Origin of the sequence: Microcoleus sp. B9-D4, assembly GCF_036705105.1 — a bacterium.
Lineage (GTDB): Bacteria > Cyanobacteriota > Cyanobacteriia > Cyanobacteriales > Microcoleaceae > Microcoleus.
Genome location: NZ_JAUBTS010000003.1, coordinates 35,820 through 52,269, shown reverse-complemented (window position 1 = coordinate 52,269; position 16,450 = coordinate 35,820). Strand labels below are relative to the sequence as shown.

Genomic DNA, 16,450 nt, shown 5'->3' with positions numbered 1-16,450 from the left:
TTGATGAATTAGAAAGGCTTTGGGAGTTTTTGGAGAGGTCTATTCATAAAAACCGTAAAGCTGACGGGGTGACAACCCCGTCAGCGATTGCACTCTTAGCGTGGTAGAAAAAAATTGGAAGCATATATTTGCCCTGGGGGGGTGACGACCCGCCCCAAACCCATAGTTAGTAAGGATTGAGCCAACTTGTGGTAAAAAAAGATAGGCAGCAGAATTATTACACGCTTGCCTATCCAAAAAATAATGATACTAAGATTCTACCAGAGTCCTGCGACAAAAATACCTGACGCCATCTCAGTTTTTGGTGATGACAGTTTTGCTATCCTTGATGCAGTCAGAAAAACAAGTGAGATTAGAGCGGCTATCCCGAGTATTTCCCTGTCTAATTACAGCCGAAAGTCGGCGACGTAAATTACAAAGATTTTTGGATTTACCGAACTTAACGATCGAATTAATTTGGTTCCCATTAATTACTTATTGGTTGACAACTTATTGCCGTGTTGGTACTCGCTTATCAATTGCAATCGATCGCAGCCAATGGGGCTGTATTAATTTGTTCATGGTTAGCTTAATCTGGGAGCGAAGAGCAATTCCATTATACTGGTCATTGTTACCCAAATTGGGCAGCAGCAACTTCGAGGAAAAAACGACAAATCTACAGCAAGTTTTACCGCTGTTTTCAGAATATAAAGTTATCGTTTTAGGAGACCGTGAATTTTGTTCGATCGACGCAAGGATTCTGGCTCAAGGAAAAGGGTGTGTCTTTTTGCTTAAGACTGAAGAAGAATCATCTTAATCGAAACAGAGGATTTAGTTTGGCAGCGATTAGATGAATTAGGAATAGTGCCGGGAACCTCTTTATATTTTCAAGGTAAAAGAGTGAGAAAAACTCAGCCTGCTACTGGATTTTATGTTGCTTGTAAGTGGAAAAGAAACTATGGGGCATGGAAGGTTGATGAAGCGTGGTTTATTCTCACAAATTTAGGTTCATTGCAGGCAGCGATCGATGCTTATAAGCAACGGATGGGTATCGAAGAAATGTTTCGAGATTGTAAAACAGGAGGCTACGATCTGGAAGGAACTAGCTTAAAAGGCAACCGACTGATTAACATAATTCTGCTGATGACACTCGCCTATAGTTTGGCAATATTTGAAGGTACTGAACTTCAGAAAAAGCAGGTAGTAAAATATGTATGTCGGCGTCAAGAACCTAAAAAAAGATATCGAAGACGGAGTACATTTGGTGTCGGCTTAGATGGAGAAAAGTGGGTTAATTATCTCGAACAATATTCTGATGAAGTGGAACAGTTAATGAAGTTAACTCGAAATAAACGTCGCTTTTATCAACAAGGTATGCGGGCTGCAACCCTGATTCGGTCTATCTCCTAGGCCTCTTTGTCACCCCCCCAGCGATATACCACCTTTTGTGTTTGAGTTCAAGGGGAAGGGTTGTCAAGTCAGTATATAGCAATCCGATCAGAGTCTCACACCACAACGCCCTCTTGTCTTCCTAGACTTCTTGTATAGCAAGACTTTCAGATTTTACAGATCTAGAAAATCACTTAGGATTGCTATAGTCTTGGGAGTACACAGGCAGTCTTTCGATAATTTGATTAAAATCAGCAAATTTCGTGCAGGAAAAATCAGCAAGTTTTCCTTCCTGGTTTAGAAAACCAACTTCATGCTCGATACCAAAATAAAACATAATTTAACCTTAAGTAAGAGAAGGGATTTGGGTAAAAATTCATTAACGCTCTTAATCGAGCCAAGCCTGTAGATAATTGTGGAATCGGAAAAACTTTTAGCCACTGTTGTATCAAGTTAAGGCTAATTAAAGATTGTAGTATTAATCTCAAGTTATTGAGATTGCTCTTCCAGCTTTTTTTTTCATCCCAGTCTTGATGTTGCTCAAAGCGGTGGAGAATTGGGCAGTTTTTTTCGGATGAAGTGCTGGGTGATGAAGTCCGGGAGTTGACGGCTGTATTAGACCTAGTATAGAGACCGATCATCAGGTAAGCACTACAAACGATTTCCCACCATTTTTCAATCTGTGAATATTGGGTGACTCGGAAATCTGCCCATCCTAATTCACTCTTACTTTGTCGAAAACCATATTCAATCCAAGTCCTATGTCCATACAAATTCCCAACTTCTTTAGCTAAGACTCCCGGCATTTGTGTCATCACATACCAGGTTTAATTTTCGGAAAGCATCTCTATATCCGTTGTGATCTCCCAGTAACGCAATGCTCTCTTCTTTCCATAAATAATTTCTCGAATATAGCGCTCTTGGAGGCTCCCATCGGAAAATATCCGCTCAAATTTACGCCATTTATTAGCTCTAACCCTTTGCTCTGAAGGCAACCGCACACTGTGGTTACTCCGAATGGCTACTGCGAATTGAAGGTTTAATCCTTGTAAACAGCGAATGAATGTACTCGTACTTTCTCCATACAAGCTATCAGCCATAACACAGTCTATTTCAAATCCCATTGCTTTAATTTCTCTAATCATTTGGCTGGCTATCTGGGGTTTGCTTCGGTAACTATCATTGAGTTTCAGTCGTTCTTTAGGTGTATAAATTTCAAACATTAATGGGAAAGTTAACCCATCTATTAGACCATAGCTCACTACAGCCACTATGCCATTGTCAACTTTTCCAAGTCGCCCTAAATATTGTCTAGCTACATAATCTGTGGCTTTTCCCTTCTTTGGATCTCCTGTGCAAGTCAATGATGATAACGATTTTTCGATCTTTAATAATTTTTTAAATTAATTATAGCCTTGTTTCTAGGGACTTTTTTTAGTAGAATGTCTAACAAATGCCTCTGCAATAATTTCTGACATGAGTTGTGCAAAGGGTATACCAGCAAGGTGCAAAATAGTGCCGATGGAACTTTGAGACTTTTCAAATAACGGAGAGAAAGGCTGAGAAGAGATACTACAATTTGCATTCACCTCAAGTACAAAAAGTTCTTGAGATGTTTTATCCATTCGTATATCCACTCTTCCATATCCATTACCACCTACCGCACAGTAAGCACGCTTACCTAGTTCCGAAACTTGGTCAGATAAGGAAGAAATAACTAGGTGACCAGACATATGGTCTTCCACTTCACTGCGAAATTTACGAGACTTAAATTTCTTGAATTCATTTAATTTGGATTGAAAGATAAATTCCAGAGATGGATAAGTTTTGAGGTGATCGGGCTGTTGAGCAGACCCTATGACCAGTACAGTAAATTCACGTCCATTGATAAAGCGTTCGATAAAAATATTGCCTAGCGTAAATTGAGCTGCTTGTTGTTCTTGTAGTAAGTATTGTATTTGTTGATATATTTCCTCATCACTGTGAACAATTGACCGCTCAGACATTCCTATTCCACCATAGTAATCAGATGGCTTAACAAACAAGGGAGGGTTAAGACGTTGGCAAATTCCCTGAATATCATTGAGATCCGAAATAACTTCATATGGCGCAGTCAATACACCTGATCTAAGGAAAGCATATTTCATTAAAATTTTGGATGAAGTGAGAGTATAAAAGTTATAATCTGCTCCCGTAAAAATAATACCTTTGGCTTCTAGCAGTTTGATAACTGAAACACCAGGGTAGCCATCTAGTTCATCACACCCATCACAGTAGTTCAATACCACTGGAACAAACTCATTACTATAATCAACTATCTCTTCTACAATTGAGTACATATTTGACAACGTGATCGGTTGCCACTTCCACGCTATATTCATCTCTTTAAAGACATCTGCTAGTTCCTGACGAATAGTAGGACTGTCGTAGTGTTCGCTTATTAATCCTTTCTCTGTCATCCGGTAGGGAATAAATATCCATACAAATAATTTGCTACTAGGTACAGGAAATTTCTGGAACATCATTGTTTTCGCTTTATATCACGTAATTAATACAATATTTTCAACTTCAGACTAGCTCTTATTAATCAAAATGATTCGTCTTTTGCTGATGAAGAGCGGGAAGGTACAGGTTGGCTAGTCGCTCCATCCAAGGAGATTGAAAGCGATAGGCAATATAAAGTGGCACTATTTCACAGCCGCGAGAGCGCTTAGCTTCGTGAGTACCTGAACCGTAGTCGATCTCTCGGACACCTAACTCTAAAGCTAACTCAATGAGCTTGTAGTATACCAAATTGAAGTAGACGTAGCTTAGACGGTTAGTCGGTGTATCATCAAAGCCGACATGCTTTAGATATAACACATCACCATAAACAAAGACGGTGGCGAAACCCACTAGGTTTCCGTCTAACCACGCGGTTAGATGGATAGCCCGATCCCCAAGGGATGTTAAAATACGTTGGTAGCGGTTGGCTAGTTCGGTATACGTTGGTTGGAGGTTATGTCGCTGTTGTAAGGCAATAGCTAGACTGATGGCTTGTTCTTCAATATCAGACCAACAGTCATGGTAGCGGATATGCCCACCTGCGTCTTGGAAGCACTTGATTTCACGCTTAATGTGCCAACGGTGCTTGGAACGAAAGCACGCAGCAAGGTAATCGTCGAAGGATGACCATTTGATTTGTAAACGAGCTGTCGCATCAATTCTAATGAGGTGGTAGTCCTTACGTTTCAAAGCTGATAGAAGTCGGTGCTGAGTAGCCTCAATCCAGAGGAATGCAGTACAACCCAGACCTTGGGTATGACTATATTGTTCGATGCTATTAAGAATTGTGTTTAGCACATCTTCTGGCTCTGGTTCATCAGGCCGTATTAGAGTTTCGCTAACGTAGGCGAATGGTGAGGTGAATACTAAATTAGGGAACAGAAAGGAATCAAGAAGGGGACGTAGACCTAAGATAGCTGTTTTAGCCATCCAAAAAGCAGTGTGTGGCTGCTGTGGAAACAAAAAACTAGTCACCTCTGCAAGCTGAGTAGGTTCCAACACTGCCTCACGAACGTTATGGTAGACGAATTCAGTTGGCTTGGACACCTTGAACGCAGGAATTACCCCTACTGGGATTCCTGACCTGTATGCGGTAAACAGTAGAACTTGTTCCCCTATGTCGGGTGCCACTGCTTGCAACCAGTCGCGTGTGTAGTAAAGTGAAGCATTGGCAGTCAGTTCCTGCCAATCAGTAGTGCTTAATGAGTCCAAAGACGATAGAACTCTTACCTCCATTGAACACTCTCCTATATAAAAAGAACAGACCTCTTGCAAAATAATTTTATGCTATAATGGAAAGTTTTGCTTTACTGGATTGAATCCCAACTCTTAACTTATTTTTACTCTTGCCTTGCTAGAAACAGGATAAGATACTAGAAACTTATATTGGTTGTTGCACAATCAGTAAATCATGAAAAATCAATCTTATCTAAATTTGACATCTCATCAATTTAAACGTAGATTTGGTGTCAAAATTGAAACTTTAAAAGTAATGGTTAAAGCCTTGGAAGAATTCAGGTCAGAAAATCATAAAGACAGAAGAGGGCGTGGGACCATCCTAACTCTTGAAGAACAGGTCTTAGTTGCATTGGAATATTGGCGAGAATATCGAACATATTTTCATATTGCGACAAATTGGGGAGTATCTGAATCAACCCAGCAGCCGAATTGTAATTGACATCGAATCAACTTTAATGAAAACGGGAAAATTCCGTCTTCCTGGGAAAAAAGCATTACTCAAAAACTCTGATTATCCAGCAGTCGTGGCGATCGATGTCACAGAAACAGCTATTGAACGACCCAAAAAAAAACAGAAAAAATATTATTCAGGCAAGAAGAAATGTCATACCCTCAAAACTCAATTGGTCATTAATCAAGAGACAGGAGCAATTATTTGCACTGCTTTTGGGCAAGGACATTGCCACGATTTTAGCTTATTTAAAAAAAGTAAAATCCATTTTCATCCCGAAACAGATAGCTTACAAGATAGTGGGTATCAAGGCATAAAAGATTATCATTCCAATAGTTATATTCCTAGAAAGAAACCTAAAAATGGGAAACTTTCTCTCTTAGAAAAAGACTACAATCGAGCTCTAGCACAAGAAAGAATTGTTATTGAACACGTTAACCGGAGTCTGAAAATTTTTAAAATCTTGTCGAGTCGTTATCGGAATCGTCGCCGCCGTTATGGTCTGCGTTGTAATTTGTTATCAGCAATTTATAATTATGAGTTAGCTCTAGGGGGATTAAATTGAAAACTTTCTATTATAGCATAGATTTTTTTTGCAAGAGGTCTAACCTTTCTCCTCAAAGTCTCTCCAGCTTTTGTTTTATATAATCACTTAGCTGATATGCTTGCAAAATAGCTGGGTGTAAATGTAATGCTCCCTGAATACGTCCCAAGCATTTCTGAGTTTTGCAGTCACAATCAAACGTTTGAGCCATACACCATTCAGTAGAAGGGTAGAAGAAGGTCATTTCTTCACCCACCTCTATCTGACTCAGACACCGAAGAACCCTATGTGTGGTGTCAAAAAACACATTTGGGTTGCAACTATGATTTATGTATTGCAAAAATTCTGGAGCGAGCATAATATGTTCCTGCTCATTCAATTGCACTGTCAAATAATTCGGCTCAGTCAATCTTTCTTTCGCTCTGAAAATGGAAATAATATCACCTGGAGCAAAAGAAACAGTTGCTTGAAGCGATTTATTACCTGTTGTGGGACACTCCCATACCTCTGCAAAAGATGAAACTTTGGTGACTTTATGTTGAATCTCAGTTAGCTTTTTCTGGTGTGAAAACACTATATGTGTCATGAAATCTTATCAAGTAAGTTTGACTTTTTTAAGTTCTGTTCGCGCACAGTTATAGAATTCAAAGGGATTCCGCGAATAATTTTTCGGCACTTAGGCGACTGACATTGGCACTGAAATTCCAACATATTTTCACTGTACATTGTGGAGTAATCAAAAGTCAGTTCCTCACCGACGGCAATATCCCGGATCGCATAAATATTGAGTCCTTGAAAAGCAGTGTTGGGGTCACAAGAGTGGTTGATCGGTGCCCATTCAGTTGGGTTGCTGTCCCACAACATAAAAATCTCTTCACTTAGAGGATAAGCGTAACGCTGAAAAACTTCTTGCTCCGTTGCACTCCAGTGAGATTGGACGTAAGAATGTGTCACAATCTTTATTGCTTTTTCCTCTTTTTGTAATACAATTTCGCTTTTTTTCAAATTCTTTGCCGCGTAGATCCCATAGCCATAAATTGGGCTTCCCAACATTTTATACTTCTTCTGTTTGCCTTGATATCGGGCAATTCCTTCAGTAATAATGTGTTTGAAAAATCCAGCGTGACCTCCATCATCAAACTTGAGAATATAGTCAACGGCATCTTCTGAACCTTCAGGGGAAAAAACCGAGCAGGGAAAGTTAATTTCTAAAAAGAATATCTCTCCTTTTTCGTTCACTCGGCAGTCAAGACGAGCATAACCAACCCTCTCAAATCCTAAGAAAAAATGTTTAGCAACATCTCTCAAATGTAAATTAAGCTGCTTGTCCGAACAGAGCATGTAGCGTCCTGAGTGATGTTGCCGTACCTTGAGGTCATAAGTTTTAAAGCGCTCTTCCTCAGAAAACACAAACTCAATCGGTCTATAGACTATAGGCGATCGCGCATCATCCGGGTTAGCTACCACAAGCACAGTGAACTCTCGCCCAGCCACGTACTCCTCAATCAGAGCTGAATCAAAGTTAGTGATGATGTCAGCCGCTTTACTCAAAAGCTCTTGTTTTGTCGTCACATAAGATTGCTTGTCAGTTAACAGATTGTCCCCTGTTGCAGTCGGTCGGACAAACAGGGGAAATCTTAAATCATCACAAGCCTTCTCCACATCAGCTAAAGTTTCGGCAATCACAAATGCTGGTGTGCGGACGCCTTGGCAATAGGCAACATATTTCATTAACTTCTTGGGAAGGTCGTACAGGGTTGATGTAGGACCTGTATACGGTAGGTTAAGTTCTTCCAAGGCTGTAGTCACATCATGAATAGAACTCACATCCCAGTCTCGATAGCCTTCACACAGGTTAACAAAGACATCGTAACGTTGTTTTTTTAACTCTTTTAGCTGACGATAAGTTGTGGCGTTTTTAAGAAATACATGGTCTATTTGGTCTGACGGTAATAGATGAGAGAGGTTACGAGGCGGAGCGTAGTTTCTGTAGTCTAGTGTCGATTGAGAATAATCAGGTTGTAGAACGCACACTTTCATATCGATTCCTTAGAGCATTGATAGAGAATTGATTCAGTTTATATTTTTTTTACTTTAGACTTGTTGGGTTATCAGCTCAAAAAATTTTGAACCCCAGTTATGGTAAGGCTTACGGGTATTTCTATTAAATGCTTTAAACCTAGTATAGGCAAGGGTCTCAGCCGTTTTTGTTTCTATTCTCCAACAGGTCTTTTAGAAATTCTGATGAATCGGGTTCCCAATTACGCAGCTTAGCAATATTGCTGGCACAACGTTCTAAATCGGCTAATTATACAAATCCACTTCCATCTAAATCGTATACCTGAAAATTTTTAGTGTGTTTTTTTTGCAATAGTTGACTTAACATTGATGATTTTTCTGCGATTAGTACATAACAGATTAAACTTTATCATAGTTTGAAAATAAAGCCACTTTTTTTGATAGGAACCATACTTTTCCTACTTTTCCGATTAATTGGGTTTGAGGGGAAGGGGGTGTGATCGCTCATAGCAGTAGATCGCGCCAACAGAGGTTAAACCGCTGCTGACGCGAGTATCTGTAATTTGTTATCGCGCCTCTTGGAACCAAACTGAGCTTCTAGTTGGAGAATTAATTGACCAATTTAGTATATTGACAAAAGCAACCAATTATGTAAGTTGCAGATCGCAGCAATATAACTTTACACAAACATACCAACTTTATCTATTGCTCCTTGAGCGAAAAAACCGAATAATACATTCAAATATTCAAATACAATTAATTTTGCCCCTTATGACCACTTTCCTCCCCCAAGAAAAGCTCCAGAACCTAAACAGCATTGCCCATGAAGGTAAAATAGTCGTCTTCGCTACCGATACCGATGGGAAGATTTTCTACACCGTCAAGCAGGATGGCTTTGAAGATAGTTATCTGAATACACCTGAAGCTCAGAGAACTGGGTGGGAAACCTGGCAAACATTGGAATTCCCCAATGAAGAGAAAAATGACGAGTCGGTAATCGCTCAAGAAACAGCCGAACTCACCTACCAGAACGACACCAGCAAATTTATTCTCAGGTCGCTCTACCAAACCCAGAATAAATCTGCTGCTGCTCCGGTGCAACTAATTTCTGCACTAGGACACATTTACGTTTTCCGCCAGTCTAAGTCCAATACTTTGTTGGTAGACCGCTTTGTTTTAGATGGGATGACCAATAAGCTGAACCGCAAGCTAGAAGTGCGGTTTAAGCGCAGCAAGCAGAAGCACACACCCACGAGAAACATGAACAAGGGTGACAATGGACTCACCAATATTGACACCTTGGACTTTCGAGATGTGGATGGTAACTTTTTCTACGAACCCACAACGGAATTGTGTATAGTAAGAAATCTGGACAGAGGCTGGTTTTCTGTTGTTTTAGTTCCCACCATCGAAAATGATGTCTATCGCTGGCACATTTTCGCCTACAACAATGATCCTTCAACCAAGAAAGTCGAATTAACGACAATTCGCGCCTCCGCCGAAGGGCTGTTTGATGTCAAAGATTACACAGTTTTTGATGAATCTAACGATACTCTCGTTCCCCGCCGCATTCCGGGGGTAATTAAACGGACTTTAGATATTAGGTGTGTAACTATCAACAATGATGTAACCGTCATAAATGGTTTATCCGCCACCAAATACGATTTACAACAGGAGCAGCAAACCCAATCAGGGGAAATGCAACTGATTAGAACGGCAACTCGGTTGATGTTAGCAGTTCCCACAAACCAAGGCACGGCTGCATTAAGTTTTGCCATTGCTGGAGATGGGACATTAGCACAAATCGACGAAACACCCGATAGTACAATCATCCGCAGTAAACAGCGAGAAGTGCTGTTACCGTTGAATACTTTAGATGAAATCAAAGTCTTTGGCGACAGAACCCCACCCCCCAAAGGACAAATTACTGGTTTAGAAGTCGGTACAGACGAGGAAGACGCCGAAGATTTGGTGAAAATATCGACTAATGGCAAAGCCTCTGAATTAAAAAATGGCGACCTCGTAAAAATCACTGACACCAAAGATTATCAGGGGCTTTATAGCATAACAAAGGTAGAAAAGGATACGTTTGAAATTGACCTGCCAGTTATTGACCTGCCAGGTGTTGACCTGCCAGTTGGCACATTAATTTTTGATGGCATGATTGCCACCTACAAACAAGACGATTACGGACAAGAGCAGGTAACTGTCACCTATAACAATCATGGGTTAGAGACTTGGGATGCTGTAGAGATTATTGGCGTAGTCGTGGACGATTATTACACCTACACCCGAGTAGATAAAATTAGCGATAGCCAGTTTACGGTTCGCTGCGATTTGAGAGAAGCCACCAGTGTGAGAATGGTATCCCGAAAGCGGCGAGGGATAGTATTTGATGGGGTGAATGATTATATTTCCCTACCAAATCTCAATTACGACTTCTCCCAAGGCTTCACTGTAGAAGCTTGGGTGTCGTATGACAGTTTTCAAGAGTTGTCAAACATTATTCAATTTACGGGGAAATTGGGATCTACGGAAATGGTAATTGCATTTGGCAAGATGCCAAAAACTAACAAGCTGACTTTATTTGTATCTAAGGATAGAACAGGAAAACCAACGAGCGGTTTTGCTTCTAATGATATCAAGCCCAAGCCAGGCGAGTGGATTCATCTAGCAGCAACATTTGATTCGTCTGGAAATATCCGACTATACAAACACGGCAGCACTTTGCTTATGCCTAACGCACAGTCCAACGAATCTCAATCCTTCGACAGTACCACGAACTATATCGGCAAAAGCAACTCGTTGTTTAAAGGTAAAATTAGCGATCTCCGTATCTGGAATGTAGTCCGCACTGAAGAAGACATCCGTAAGAATATGTATATGCAACTGACTGACCAAGAAGTCGGTTTAGTGGGTTACTGGCCTTTAGATGCTATTACCGAAGGCAAAGTTAGTGACTTATCGCTTAATCGCAAACATGGCACGGTCTTCGGGGATGCCTATGTGAGTGCGGCAACACCGGAGCGCAAACTACCAGTGGGTTCTTGGGAAAAGCAAGAACAAGAATCAGGCGGTTTAATTTTTGACGGGATGATTACCGCCTACGAAAAAAGAGCCAATGGGAAGTTAAAAGTGACTTGTCCAGATCATGGGTTAAACAATGGGGAGCAAGTACAGATTGTTGGCACAGAAGCTTATAACGACACTTACCCAGTCCAGAAAATTGACGATACCAACTTTGTCATTCAACGCAAGTGGGCAACTGGAGAAGCCCTCAAAGTGACAGGGGTAGACGAGAAGCGGCGAGGGATAGTATTGGATGGAGCCGGTGATTATATCTCCCTACCTGACATGAATCACGACTACTCCAAAGGATTCACTGTAGAAGCTTGGGTGTGGTATGACAGTTTTAACACAAACTCAACAATTCTCTTCTTTTCCGACGAGCATGATGATTATATCCATTTACGCAGTAACCTAAAGAAAGATCTGTTATTAGATGTAAGCGTCGACGCTCTCACTCAGGAAGGAGAGGTGAAACTGATACAAGCGGTTACTATACACGCACCACAAGTAAAACTAGAGACAAAACAGTGGATACACCTAGCAATAACAATGGATGTTTATCATTCAGGAAAAGATTCTTGCAAAGTGTATAAAAACGGCAGGCAGATTTATTCAGGTAATATAAAATGTCCCACTACCCTCAAACGTACCAAAAACTATATCGGCAAAAGCGACTTGCTTACGGACTACTTTAATGGCAAAATTAGCGATCTCCGAATCTGGACGCAAGCCCGCACCGTTGAAGACATCAAAAACAATATGTATCTGCAACTGACTGGCAAAGAAGTCGGTTTAGTGGGTTACTGGCGTTTGGGAGCAATTAGCGAAGGCAAAGTTATTGACTTTTCGGTTAATGGCAATAATGGCACTGTTTTTGGGGATGCCTATGTAAGTGCGGTAACACTAGACCGCAAACTAGCAGAAGGAACTGATGCAGTTCAGTATAGCAATCCTGAACTATTTGCTGTTAGTGAACGGGCTAATTATGAAGAAAGCTTTGAGTTTAAGGTTACTCCCTCAACTACCGTTAATCCTACCTATTTAAATAATGCTGATGGCAAGGGCAACAAGATATTTACCCTATCGTATTGGGGTAAAACCAGCCGTAGTGCTGAAGAGAAAACGATCATTGCCGCCGAACAGATTACACAGAAGGAATTTGAAGACTTGAAGAACGGCTGGTATCGAGCATCTTGCAACGTTACCATTCCTGAAAGGGTGAGTCTGTTGCGTTCCTTTGAGATTGCCAATATCAAAGGTAACTGGACAACCCTGGAAATTCGTAAACATCGAATTCGCTTGTTGTCTGACAGCATTACCGAGTGTAAGTACACCGACACGGTGACTTTGGCAACTTTGGCTGATCGTCAGGCAACACTGCCAGCAAAATTGCAACCATTGGAATTAAAAGAGAAGCTAGAATTAGTTCTGCTCAAACAAAAACAAGAGTTAGATATCAAAATTCATGCTTATGATACTCAAGCACCAACCACAATAAAGATTCAGGAATTAGACAAAAAAATTATAACACTGGAATCTGAAGAGAAACGGTTGTCAGATAAGTACAATGCAGAGAATAACAGCCCCTTTAATTACTATTGCCATCTTTCCGTTAAACATGAGGGAGATAACAAACGAGTTCAAGTTGTTAAGCGCAACAATATTTATGCTCTAGAACTTCACGTAGAAAACAATGTAGATTGGCAGAAATTTAAGTTTATTCCACTGGGAAGTAATTTCTATGCTATGTCCGTTAAACATGAGGGAGATAGCAAACGAGTTCAAATTGTTAATCGCAGCTATGCTTATACTTTAGAACTCCACGCAGTAAATAGTGAAGATTGGCAGAAATTCAAGGTTATTTCAACGGAAAGTGGTTTCTATGCTATGTCCGTTAAAGCTGAGGGAGATAGCAAACGAGTTCAAGTTGTTAATCGCCACAATATTTATGCTCTAGAACTTCACGTAGTAAATAATGTAGATTGGCAGAGATTCAAGATTATTCGAACGGTTGAACAAAGTAATAACATTATTACTACAGCCTATAAAGATTGGTCTGAAAAACTTCAGCAGCTTAACACAGCCAAAAAGGAAAGAGATGAGCTTAGGTTAGCATTGGCTGCAACTGCTGCTGATAAAACTAGGTGGGACAATGAACGAAGAGCAGTCATTAATAAAATCAATGATCTTCAATCTGAGATAACCAGTTTGAACAATGAATTCATCGGCGAAGTAAATAAGATCCAACAAACGCCGCAAACTATGCACCTCGTTTCTAAAAACGTCAAGGGACTGGTAACTCAAGGGGCTTTACTCGGCTTTGTGCAGCCCGCCAGCCGCTTGAATGCCATTGAAACCAGCGAAGGTAACGTGCAACTGAGCTACTTCGACACCGAAGGGCGGATGCGACAAACGAAATATGATGCTATTGCGGACGAAAACAATGCCGCCTATGAACAGTGGATTCCCGATGCTAACCGAGTCTGCTTAAAATTTAGCAACAGCGGTAACGTCGTTCTGTTAAAAAATGATCGGGATCAACCCAATCCCTGCTATCTAAACGAAGACTGGAGTATTGAAGCTTGGTTCGTCTATCCTTTACCACCAACAACAGAATGGAATACATTAACCAGAGGGGAAAATGGTGGACATCACATTCGGGTCAAAAATGGTAAAAATTTGGGTATTTATCTGGAAAATGTGCCGCCAGGACTGGAGCAAAATTTCTGCGATACCGGCTACAATCTGGAGGTATTAAGCCAAGGATGGCATCATCTTACTGCCGTAGGTCGAGGTGATACAACCCTGTTCTACATTGATGGTAAGAAGGTTGGCGATACTAAAGCTAAACCTCTAGCTGATGCCGACAAAGCCTTTGCTGATGCCGACAAAGCTTTGAAAGCTATCACTGATGGGCCTAACACCGAAAAATACAAACAAGCCAAGAAAACCGTTGACGATAGCAAGAAAAAGGTTGACGACATCAAAAAAGCAGTTCTGAAAGTCACCAGCGACGTTTACTCTATCGGTAACAATAAGAATGGTTCGGAGCAATTCGGGAAACTGGCAGAAGTCCGCATTTGGGGAGTTGCCCTGAGTGATGAAGAGATTGCGGTCAACAGTCAAACTCTACTGAGTGGCAATGAACCCGGTTTATTGGCTTACTATCCGATGAATGAAGCCACAGGAGTTAAAGTGCGCGATCATTCAGGGAATGGACATAATGGCAACGTGTCTGGTGCAATCTGGTGGGGTTGTAGTGCGCCCATTGGCAAACCTGAAAGTAACAATATCAGCGATGCCCTCATCTCTAACGAGTACAGCAGCGTTACCATCGAAAATAACCGCAAGGTTGCAATCATGCGACGGTTCTTTGCCTATCCGGATACCAAGGGGGCAAGGCTGCTGCCCGATAAGCGCGTTGAAGCCTTAGAACTCAAATGGATTGGTAATGCCCAGTTTGCTCCTACTCTGTTGGGTTACATTGAAGGAGCGCCTCCCGTACCCAGTGAAAACCTAACCTTGTCAGACGACTATAACAGTGCGACTTCTGTAGAATTAACCATGTCTGAAGATGTGGTCTTTAGCTGGAAACGAGTGCAAGATTCTGGTTTGGGTGCAAATGCAGATACATTTATCGGGTCTGATCTTGAAGCTGACGCAGGTTTTGGATTTACGACAAAGATAGCCAAAGTTAGAGCGGGATTCAAAGGTAGCTTTGAATCTAGCTACCAATTCCAGAATGATAGTAGCATTGGCTCCAGTTCATCCCTGAGCATGACGGATAAACTAGAACTGCGGGGTACTTCAGAAGAAACCGCGAAATTCCATCATCTCGGTACAAGATTTATTCCCAAAAACGTAGGCTATGCCTTGGTTATCTCGGCCTTAGCAGATGTGTTTGTTACCCGACTTGCCCGTAGCGGGAAAATGGTCGGCTACCAAGTCCAACCCGTTGACGGCATTCCCCCCGATGTCAACACTATTACCTTTTTGATCAATCCAACATATACCATGAACGGTAGTTTGGATGGGTTAACAGGTAGTATTCCGACGAGCGAGCGCTTCTTCAAGCACGTTCCCGAAATGCGATCGCAGTATGGTTCCCTCTATCCCGCTAGTTACTATCGCTTGCAAGAAGCTTATGACCTCAAAAAACAAATTGAAGCAGAGGATAAGCGACGGGAATCTTACTTTTCTAATTATGACGTGGGTACGGTCGATGAACTCTCTTTGGATCGGAATATAGACAGTGGTGATGCACCGACAACTATTGGGGTACTACCGGAAGAAAACAAACCCGACACCACCCCAATGACTGAAGAGGATAAGAAAAAAGCCGAAGAGGAAAAACTTAAAAAGGCTCAGGCGGATGCTTTGGCGACTGTCAATGAGAAAAACGCCGCCACAATGCAAAAACAAGCCGAAATCGACAGCAAAATTAGCGATATGGAGAAACGAGCGCAAGCCACTGACAGTTTTGCTGGTTGGCAAAAACGGATGGAAAGTTTGCAAATCCGGGCTGGTAAGCGCAACATCGTCAATACCTACGTCTGGGATGCTGATGGTGGACTACGAACCGAGGCACAAAGTTTTGCCAACACGGTAGAACATACCATTGGTGGCTCCTTTACGATGAATGCAGGTTTGGGTTTTGAAGGAAAATTTGCTGGAGGTGGTTTTGGGACAGAACTCACTACCCAAGCTACTGTCAACCTGACTCAAACCATGAGCAAAACCGAAAATCGCAGTAAAGGCTTCCAGTTGAACGTAGATTTGGGAGGTCTGGAACATAAAGGCATCACCGACCACAACGACAAACCGATTATGCCAGGGGAAAAAGTTGATCGCTATCGGTTTATGAGTTTCTACCTCGAAGGTAGCACGCAAAATTTCCACGACTTCTTTAACTATGTCGTTGACCCCGAATGGTTAGCTAGTAATGATGAAGAAGCGCGGGCTTTGCGAGAAACTCAAGCAGGTAAACCCAACAAAGCTTGGCGAGTGCTGCACCGTGTCACCTACGTGGAACGTCCGGCACTGATGGGCTTTGGTCGGGATGTCCGCAAATTGCGGGCTGCGGCTGTGGTTTCTGAAAATCAACAACTGCTAGATAAAATAGCCAACTTGGAGAAAAAGAACCAAAAACTAGAGGAGAAACTTGATAAAATCCTCGATTTGCTGAAAGCGCAGAAATAATTGATGATTCAGGGAGG

9 protein-coding genes are annotated in these 16,450 nt (G+C 41.5%); 4 read left to right on the top strand and 5 right to left on the bottom strand.

What is annotated here, in order from left to right:
• Nucleotides 1–307: 307 nt before the first annotated feature.
• Nucleotides 308–796, top strand: a complete 489-nt coding sequence (locus QUB24_RS02595) for a hypothetical protein (protein WP_333150345.1) — start codon at nucleotides 308–310, stop codon at nucleotides 794–796.
• A gap of 47 nt (nucleotides 797–843) precedes the next feature.
• Nucleotides 844–1,389, top strand: a complete 546-nt coding sequence (locus QUB24_RS02590) for a hypothetical protein (RefSeq protein ID WP_333150343.1) — start codon at nucleotides 844–846, stop codon at nucleotides 1,387–1,389.
• Nucleotides 1,390–2,195: 806 nt separating this feature from the next.
• On the opposite strand, the gene QUB24_RS02585 is transcribed toward QUB24_RS02590, so the two are convergent.
• Genes QUB24_RS02585 through QUB24_RS02575 form a run of 3 tightly spaced genes read right to left on the bottom strand, consistent with a single transcriptional unit; the run spans nucleotide 2,196 to nucleotide 5,148 of the window.
• Nucleotides 2,196–2,732, bottom strand: a complete 537-nt coding sequence (locus tag QUB24_RS02585) for a transposase (RefSeq protein WP_333150341.1) — start codon at nucleotides 2,730–2,732, stop codon at nucleotides 2,196–2,198.
• 57 nt (nucleotides 2,733–2,789) lie between these two features.
• Nucleotides 2,790–3,893 (bottom strand): ATP-binding protein, encoded by a 1,104-nt coding sequence (locus QUB24_RS02580; RefSeq protein WP_333150339.1) that lies wholly within the window; start codon nucleotides 3,891–3,893, stop codon nucleotides 2,790–2,792.
• A 58-nt stretch (nucleotides 3,894–3,951) separates the two neighbouring features.
• The gene (locus QUB24_RS02575) at nucleotides 3,952–5,148 is read right to left on the bottom strand and encodes a GNAT family N-acetyltransferase (RefSeq protein ID WP_333150337.1); all 1,197 of its coding nucleotides are present in this window, start codon (nucleotides 5,146–5,148) and stop codon (nucleotides 3,952–3,954) included.
• Nucleotides 5,149–5,323: 175 nt separating this feature from the next.
• Between QUB24_RS02575 and QUB24_RS02570 the strand changes: the two genes are divergently transcribed.
• A protein-coding gene (locus tag QUB24_RS02570) for an IS5 family transposase (protein ID WP_333150334.1) occupies nucleotides 5,324–6,167 on the top strand; the annotation gives its coding sequence in 2 pieces (ribosomal slippage) (nucleotides 5,324–5,569 and nucleotides 5,571–6,167; 843 coding nt in all).
• 52 nt (nucleotides 6,168–6,219) lie between these two features.
• On the opposite strand, the gene QUB24_RS02565 is transcribed toward QUB24_RS02570, so the two are convergent.
• On the bottom strand, nucleotides 6,220–6,732 hold the full coding sequence (locus QUB24_RS02565) for an SET domain-containing protein-lysine N-methyltransferase (RefSeq protein ID WP_333150332.1): 513 nt from the start codon (nucleotides 6,730–6,732) through the stop codon (nucleotides 6,220–6,222).
• Entirely contained in the window at nucleotides 6,729–8,186 is a 1,458-nt protein-coding gene (locus QUB24_RS02560) for an SET domain-containing protein-lysine N-methyltransferase (protein ID WP_333150330.1), read from the bottom strand. Before QUB24_RS02560 ends, QUB24_RS02565 begins: the two co-directional genes overlap by 4 nt.
• Nucleotides 8,187–8,936: 750 nt before the next feature.
• Here QUB24_RS02560 and QUB24_RS02555 point away from each other — a divergent pair.
• Nucleotides 8,937–16,433, top strand: coding sequence for a LamG domain-containing protein (locus tag QUB24_RS02555; protein ID WP_333150328.1), 7,497 nt, complete (start codon nucleotides 8,937–8,939; stop codon nucleotides 16,431–16,433).
• Nucleotides 16,434–16,450: the final 17 nt, after the last annotated feature.

Excerpts from the sequence above, each read along its gene's own strand:
- QUB24_RS02575 (WP_333150337.1), bottom strand. The coding sequence starts at position 5,148 with ATGGAGGTAAGAGTTCTATCGTCTTTGGACTCATTAAGCACTACTGAT.
- QUB24_RS02565 (WP_333150332.1), bottom strand. The coding sequence starts at position 6,732 with ATGACACATATAGTGTTTTCACACCAGAAAAAGCTAACTGAGATTCAA.
- QUB24_RS02555 (WP_333150328.1), top strand. The coding sequence starts at position 8,937 with ATGACCACTTTCCTCCCCCAAGAAAAGCTCCAGAACCTAAACAGCATT.
- QUB24_RS02595 (WP_333150345.1), top strand. The coding sequence starts at position 308 with ATGACAGTTTTGCTATCCTTGATGCAGTCAGAAAAACAAGTGAGATTA.
- QUB24_RS02560 (WP_333150330.1), bottom strand. The coding sequence starts at position 8,186 with ATGAAAGTGTGCGTTCTACAACCTGATTATTCTCAATCGACACTAGAC.
- QUB24_RS02580 (WP_333150339.1), bottom strand. The coding sequence starts at position 3,893 with ATGATGTTCCAGAAATTTCCTGTACCTAGTAGCAAATTATTTGTATGG.